General features: G+C 41.5%; 8 protein-coding genes. 3 read left to right on the top strand and 5 right to left on the bottom strand.

Translation table 11 applies throughout. The features are described 5' to 3' along the window. Positions 1-17: 17 nt before the first annotated feature. The 3 genes from RM368_RS37650 to RM368_RS37640 form a co-directional block, all read right to left on the bottom strand. Positions 18-782: an ABC transporter ATP-binding protein gene (locus tag RM368_RS37650; protein ID WP_322698787.1), complete on the bottom strand. Its 765-nt coding sequence runs from the start codon at positions 780-782 to the stop codon at positions 18-20. A 77-nt stretch (positions 783-859) separates the two neighbouring features. After that, positions 860-1,900, bottom strand: coding sequence for an iron ABC transporter permease (locus RM368_RS37645; protein ID WP_322698786.1), 1,041 nt, complete (start codon positions 1,898-1,900; stop codon positions 860-862). Further along, positions 1,897-2,928 carry an iron ABC transporter permease gene (locus RM368_RS37640; RefSeq protein WP_322698785.1) on the bottom strand — a complete coding sequence of 344 codons (1,032 nt, stop codon included), beginning with the start codon at positions 2,926-2,928 and terminating at the stop codon, positions 1,897-1,899. The genes RM368_RS37645 and RM368_RS37640 overlap by 4 nt, the downstream gene beginning before the upstream one ends. A gap of 479 nt (positions 2,929-3,407) precedes the next feature. On the opposite strand from RM368_RS37640, the gene RM368_RS37635 reads away from it, so the two are divergent. Continuing rightward, entirely contained in the window at positions 3,408-3,734 is a 327-nt protein-coding gene (locus tag RM368_RS37635; RefSeq protein WP_322698784.1) for a hypothetical protein, read from the top strand. After that, the gene (locus RM368_RS37630) at positions 3,731-4,141 is read left to right on the top strand and encodes a hypothetical protein (protein ID WP_322698783.1); all 411 of its coding nucleotides are present in this window, start codon (positions 3,731-3,733) and stop codon (positions 4,139-4,141) included. The genes RM368_RS37635 and RM368_RS37630 overlap by 4 nt, the downstream gene beginning before the upstream one ends. A 10-nt stretch (positions 4,142-4,151) precedes the next feature. Here RM368_RS37630 and RM368_RS37625 read toward each other — a convergent pair whose 3' ends face one another. Together RM368_RS37625 and rpaB are read right to left on the bottom strand one after the other, a co-directional pair. After that, positions 4,152-4,832 (bottom strand): SDR family oxidoreductase, encoded by a 681-nt coding sequence (locus RM368_RS37625; RefSeq protein ID WP_322698782.1) that lies wholly within the window; start codon positions 4,830-4,832, stop codon positions 4,152-4,154. A gap of 9 nt (positions 4,833-4,841) precedes the next feature. Continuing rightward, on the bottom strand, positions 4,842-5,582 hold the full coding sequence (gene rpaB, locus RM368_RS37620; RefSeq protein ID WP_322698781.1) for a response regulator transcription factor RpaB: 741 nt from the start codon (positions 5,580-5,582) through the stop codon (positions 4,842-4,844). Between the two features lie 311 nt (positions 5,583-5,893). On the opposite strand from rpaB, the gene RM368_RS37615 reads away from it, so the two are divergent. Then, the gene (locus tag RM368_RS37615) at positions 5,894-6,181 is read left to right on the top strand and encodes a hypothetical protein (RefSeq protein ID WP_322698780.1); all 288 of its coding nucleotides are present in this window, start codon (positions 5,894-5,896) and stop codon (positions 6,179-6,181) included. Positions 6,182-6,754: the final 573 nt, after the last annotated feature.

Raw genomic sequence — 6,754 nt, 5'->3', positions numbered from 1 at the left:
ATGATTTCGCTTTTTTACTATTTGCTTATTCCGGAGAGTGACAGAAGAGGGATAATCCGACACTCTAACTCAAAAACCTCCTGAACCATTTGCTCACTCATCACTAGCTTTGGTTCTCCAGCCGCAAAAATTCGACCATCTTTGACAGCAATCAGATAATCAGCATAACGGCAAGCCTGATTTAAGTCATGCAATACCATCACAATCGTCCTTCCCTGACTTTGGTTCAACTCATACAACAAATCTAAAACTTCTATCTGGTGCGCCAAATCCAAAAAAGTAGTCGGCTCATCCAAAAGCAAAATATCTGTATCCTGTGCTAGTGCCATTGCAATCCAAGCTCGCTGTCGTTGTCCACCAGACAAAGTATCTAATCCTCTATCTGCCAACTCCAGTAAATCTGTAATCAAGAGCGCTTGTTGCACGATTTTTTCATCTTTGCCTGACCATTGCTGCAACCAATTTTGATAAGGATAACGTCCTTGTGCTACCAAATCTCTGACTGTTAACCCTTCCGGCGCTACTGGTCCTTGGGGCAAAATACCCAACTGCTGCGCTACTTCCTTGGTGGAAAGCTTAAAAATTGAGGTGCCCTCAAGATATACTGTACCGTGATTTGGCTTGAGAAGTCTGGCCAGACCTCTTAGCAAAGTTGATTTACCACAACCATTAGCACCAACTAAAGCACTAATTTGTCCGGCAGGAATGGCCAAATTTAAATCTTTAATAATTGGCACACCACCATAAGCTAAAGACAGACTTTTGGTTGATAATCCTTTCATAATTGATCCCATTTTGAATCTTGAAGAACACAGAAGTCAGAAGGATAGGAGCGAGAATTTTTGATTTGATTCGTCTCTTATTTTTTCCGGTTACGAATTAACAAAAAAAGAAAATAAGGAGCGCCAATAGCAGCAGTTATCACTCCACAAGGAAGTTCAATAGGCGCAAATAGCGTTCTTCCTAGCAAGTCTGCGACTACAACAATCACACCCCCTAGCAATGCAGAAGTAGGAATTAACCCTTCATGATTTGTACCTACCAACTGTCTCCCTAAATGAGGTGCAATTAAACCGACAAAACCAATCATTCCGGCAGTAGCGACTCCTGCACCTGCTAAAGCTACACCCACCAGCACTAGCAAACCACGTTGCCATTCCACGCGAGTACCTAAACCTTTGGCGACATCATCTCCTAAATTTAAGACGTTCAAATGTCTTGCCAATGTCAACGCCATTGGTACGAAAACAATCAACCAAGGTAAGAAGGAAAAGACTTGCTCCCAAGTGCGTCCGTAGACACTACCAGCCAACCAAACCAAAGCATTACTAACGTCATAAATATCCCCAAAGGTAATCATCAAGCTGGTGAATGCACTGGCGATCGCAGACAACCCCACACCCATTAAAATTAGTAAAATCGGCGAACTACCGTTATTCCAAGCTAAGGAGTAAATTAAAACAGCCATCAATAAAGCACCTGCAAAGGCTGAAACAGGCAATGTATAAATCGGTGCTGATAGAAATAGCACAATTACTGTCACTGCTGCTAAACTCGCCCCAGCATTGATGCCAATAATACCAGGGTCAGCTAAGGGATTGCGTGTTAAACCTTGAAAGATAGTGCCAGAAATAGCAAACGCCACTCCCACCATAAAAGCGACAAGGGTGCGGGGTAGCCGTAGGTTGTGAATCACGAAAGCATGGTCTGGGTTGCCTGTATCTAAACCAAATACAGTTTTGACGATATCCAAGGGCGAAATGGGATATTCACCTCTGCCCACATTCATCACCATCGCCACTACAATCACCACTGCCAAACATAACAGCATCAGTGGTACACGTCGGTCTATGCGAAAAGATATCGCCTCGGAACGGATGATGAGCCAATCCAACTTCATTTCTTCACCTTTGACTTAGCCAAGTAGACAAAAAAGGGCGCACCAACCAGTGCTGTCATGACTCCCACAGGTAATTCCTGGGGTTTAAGTAATACACGCGCCGCAATATCTGCAACCAAAAGTAAAGTTGCACCTACCACTGCGGAGTAAGGCAAAATCCAACGGTAATCGGCTTTAATAAAAAATCTGACTATGTGGGGAACAACTAAGCCGATAAAGCCAATTGGCCCAGCGATAGATACGGAACTTCCCGCCAGTAAAACAACGCTAATAGCCGTGATGATTTTCACCCAAGCTGTCTGTTGACCTAAGCCTTTTGCTATATCTTCACCGAGACTCATGGTAGTAATTTGTCTACCAAGGGCAAAAGCAACGATTAATCCAAGGGCGACGAAGGGCAGTGCTTGCAAGAACATATTGATATCGCGCCCAGCCAGTGAACCTGCTAACCAAAATCTAATTTCTTCTAAGGTGCGTTGACTGACAATCAGGATAGCAGTGGTCAGGGAAGAAATCAGAGCCGTGAGCGCTGCGCCTGCTACTGTGAGATTCAATGGTGTAGCCCCTCCTTTTCCCAGAGAACCAAGGAAGTAGACTAACATCGCTGTGGCTCCTGCACCCAAAAAGGCCACAATGGTTAAAACACTCAAGTCCGAGCTGCCAAAAACAAAAATTGTGGCAACTACAGCCAATGCAGCCCCCGACTGAATACCCAAAATCCCTGGATCTGCTAGGGGGTTGCGCGTCAAACCTTGCATTAACGCCCCTGATACTGCCAAGGCTGATCCTACAAGGATAGCAATAAGTGATCGCGGTAATCTCACAGTTTGAATGACTAAATGTTCATAGGAACCATCAAAGGCTAGGAAGGATGCCAAAATCTTGCTCAAAGGTATTTCCGCCGCACCCAACATGACACTGTATACCAAGCAAATCAACAGGATAACCAGTGCCAAAACCAGACCAGCAAAGAGTGATAATTGAGGCTTTTTCCATTCTCTAGGCGACATTGTGGACGCTTTTGTCATTCTATTTGTGTATTCTCTCAACAGTTAATTGTTTCTTAGCCATCAGATTGATAATTTTGATAAAATATTTGGCTATTAAATTTAAAAAAGTAACTAAATATACAAATTTTTGGCTGAGTATTTTTTTAGGTGTTGCATGAGAAATTAAGATATTACTTTAAACTTATTGCAACTATTTTTCAACTCATTAGGTAAAAAACGAGAGACGTTGAACCCTCGTAAATTGGCAACGGTATTGATCAACATGAATTATTTTCCTAGTTCTATCGACAGATTCTTGTCCCAAGGGTAGCTCCACTACAAGCAGTCTCGCTTTTTACGCACTATGCCACGAGCAAATTAAATCCTAAACTACAAATCTTATAGTACACTAGCACTAGTCTGAACGAAATTCAGCATCTCTGCAAATTATTTAAGGCTTACCAGGACTTTCTGCTATCTGTTTCGACTGGTTTTTCTATTAATGAGTGAGCGTGACAATGTGGCTAAAATTTGGTATAGCCCCAGATGGAAAATTAGTGTGTGTTGAAGATGTTGGTAGTGGTAAGACTGAGCTTTTATGCCCTTACTGTTACGGTGAACTAACTGCTAAGAAAGGCAAAGTCAAGCAACATCATTTTGCACATTTTTCAGCGACTTGCCTGTCTGTAGCTAACCGCGATTTTGCGATTTTACCACTCTACGATAATTTTAATATTTACCTATCCCGTAAAGATTTAGCACAGTTAAAATTGCTGTGGAAAGAATACGGGTCATTCAATTATCCTATCAGCCTTGGTTTAGTTACTCCAGGGCTTACAATATGAATATCGACCGATTGCAAGAACTTAAGCAAAAACTGACGAATGACGCAGACTTGTCCGATATCTGGCTATTTTATATGGATCATTTTGCGGATCTGCCGGAATTCACTGACCTGGGTGAGCCTGCCTATAATGAATATCTAGATGCTGTCCTCCAAAAAACTTGTCAGCAGATGTTTGGCAGGGCAATAAAGATTAGTAACTTTTTACTGATCTACATCGCTCAATATCATTTATTTCATGGAGCTTTCCAAATCGAAGGACGTATTGGGGGTGTAATTTATTTCGAGGATATCAAAATTGGCTTAATTGCAGTGTCAGAGGATTATCCAGCTACTAATGTGGTTAAGTATTCACGGTTCTCTGAAATGATTCAACTGTCTGCACCGCAGGGTAACGATTACAATTGAGATTCAGTCTTTAATGTACAGTTAAAGGAATTCCGTTATCTTTGGGTTTTAAATTGAGAATAAACGGAACAGCTTTCAATACCCAATCGGACACGGGTGTATAATTTGCAGCTTCTTCTCCAAAGCTAATAGAAAGCATATCTGTATGAATAATACCTGGATTGAGGGGTATAGCAGCCATACCAGTTGGCAATTCTTGTGCCAAAGAACGAGTTAATCCTTCTATTGCCCACTTAGAAGCACAGTATGGTGCTACTTGGGCTGAAGTCGAACGTCCCCAGCCAGAACTAAAGTTAACAATAATACCCCGTTTCTTTTTCACCATTGGTGGTACGAAATGGCGAATTATATTCGCTACTCCTTTGATATTGATATCTATTAGATCAGAAAATTCTTCGGATGGTATTTCCCATAAAGGTGCTGGGTAATTAATAATTGCCGCATTATTAATCACTATATCTGGCGGTGCATATTGTTGAAGTACGTCTTGGGCCCATTTTTCTACAAGCTGTTCATTTGCCACATCTATAGATGTGAAATCATTGAGCGCACTAAACTTTTGACGTATTTTATCAAGCGCATCTGATGACCGAGCGCAACCAATAACAGTATGTCCCTGTTCAATAAAACCCTCGGTCATTGCATAACCTAGACCTTTACTTATGCCTGTAATTAAGATGAGCTTACTCATATTTTTCTGTTATTCTTGTTCTGATTCAACAATTCGCGGGAAAAAATAACCACTACCTCTTGCTGTAATAATGAATTCTGGGTCGTTGGGGTCGGATTCTACCTTTGTTCGCAATCGAGAGATATGCACATCTACTATACGGGTGTCTGTATTCATCTCTGGTACAAAACCCCACAATTGCTGCAAGATTTCTAACCTTGAAAAAACTCTTCCAGAATGATTCACTAACAACTCTAGTAAGCTAAACTCCACACCTGTCAACCGAATACGTTGCTCATTTTTATGGACTTGCCGCTTACTTGTATCGATTTTCAGGGCGCCTGCATGAATTATAAGAGAGTTAGGAATAGTATTGATACTGGTTTTGTGGGAGCGCCGTTTTAATACACAGGCAATTCGAGCTTCTAATTCCTTGGGAGAGAAAGGTTTCGTCATGTAGTCATCAGCACCGAGTTCCAGCCCAGTGATTCGGTCTGCTACATCTGCCAAAGCTGTGAGCATGATAATTGGTACGTCTGATTGTTTCCGTAATTCTTGGCAGACACCATAACCATCTAGTTTTGGCATCATTACATCCAGAACTATTAAATCAGGGGTCAACAGGCGAAAAGCTGACAACGCTTCTTCACCATCACTAGCTGTAACTACACTGTAGCCAATCATTTCTAGACGCGTCTGTAAAATTCGGCGGATGCTGGCTTCGTCATCTACTACTAAGATTGTGCCTTTCTCACCTGATAATTTTTTCAACGCTGTTCCTCCACAGCGAGAACTATTAACCCTTTATTATCTGCTTGTTAGGAGTCAAAAGCGCAATCACATTTTTGACCTACAGTTATGATGAACAAGCGATCGCTTAATACTTGCATCTCTGCAACAGATTATGCTAGGGCATCTGCCCGAAAAAGAGATTTATATCCAATTAATAAATTCTTCAGCAAAAGACTCGTATTTTCCATAAATTTGGTGTACCTTGTTAATTCCGTGTAAATTATTTATACCTAACTTCTCCCAAATTTACTCAGACAAATTTTGAGCCAATGCCTTTGAAGGAACAGCACATGAAAACTTCTAATGATACAGATACCAAGAAGATCATCAAAAAATCCAACAAGCTTACCTTGAGACAGATGAAGTTAATCGAGGAGGCAGAAGACCAACTTCTTCAAGCTAATACTGTCAATTCTACTGCCCCTGTGGTTGAGGAGAAACCAGTAGCGATTTCAGAACCTAGAGTTCCTGACTACATTCCATTTCTTGATAATCCTCCAGTACAATCGGTGGGCAATTCTGGCTGGCAGGTTTCTGATGTCTGGCGGGATATTCGGGTAGATGATTTCTGTAGTTAATTAGAGCAGGCAATTTGTATTCCCAGACGGTTGACCATTGAGGCGGGTGCAATCTGCGATCCGAATCTTAGGGATTGATGGACAGGCACGAAGTAAGGGAGAAAAGTTTTCCCGAATGCATACTTGTGCAGCAATACCTCTGTCTCTTCGATAAACCAATATTATGGCAACTGCCTGAGCAACTTTTGTAAACTATCTTTGCACCAAGTCAAAGTTATAGTTGCATTGTGCCTATAATAAGTTACGGCTAACTATAACTGAAAGTTAGCACCCTGTAAATGGTTATCGCTTGGATTACGCATCAAAGGCGATACCCAAAACAAACAAAATTTATCGGCAACGCAATAGTTTCTATTCCATTGCCAACATGCACCCAGAGCGATCGCATGTTGGCGAAAGTGTTTGTGACTTACACCATAAGCAGTCCGTTATTGAAACCATAAGTTGTCCGCAGTAGAAGTTAAAAAGCAGATTATTACGTTTAGTAGCCGAACAGTGAAACTAGTGTTTTGTAATGATAACGTGAGTTCGACAAATTAAAAAACAGCAGGAGGTAGTGCAGGTAAGTCTTTA

It is taken from the genome of Nostoc sp. DedSLP03 (assembly GCF_034530815.1).
GTDB lineage: Bacteria > Cyanobacteriota > Cyanobacteriia > Cyanobacteriales > Nostocaceae > Nostoc.
The sequence above is the reverse complement of the archived record's forward strand: the minus strand, read 5'-3'. Positions and strand labels throughout refer to the sequence as shown.

Coding starts and splice junctions, on each gene's coding strand:
- RM368_RS37645 (WP_322698786.1), bottom strand. CDS start 1,900: ATGAAGTTGGATTGGCTCATCATCCGTTCCGAGGCGATATCTTTTCGC.
- RM368_RS37630 (WP_322698783.1), top strand. CDS start 3,731: ATGAATATCGACCGATTGCAAGAACTTAAGCAAAAACTGACGAATGAC.
- RM368_RS37640 (WP_322698785.1), bottom strand. CDS start 2,928: ATGACAAAAGCGTCCACAATGTCGCCTAGAGAATGGAAAAAGCCTCAA.
- RM368_RS37625 (WP_322698782.1), bottom strand. CDS start 4,832: ATGAGTAAGCTCATCTTAATTACAGGCATAAGTAAAGGTCTAGGTTAT.
- RM368_RS37650 (WP_322698787.1), bottom strand. CDS start 782: ATGAAAGGATTATCAACCAAAAGTCTGTCTTTAGCTTATGGTGGTGTG.
- RM368_RS37635 (WP_322698784.1), top strand. CDS start 3,408: ATGTGGCTAAAATTTGGTATAGCCCCAGATGGAAAATTAGTGTGTGTT.
- RM368_RS37615 (WP_322698780.1), top strand. CDS start 5,894: ATGAAAACTTCTAATGATACAGATACCAAGAAGATCATCAAAAAATCC.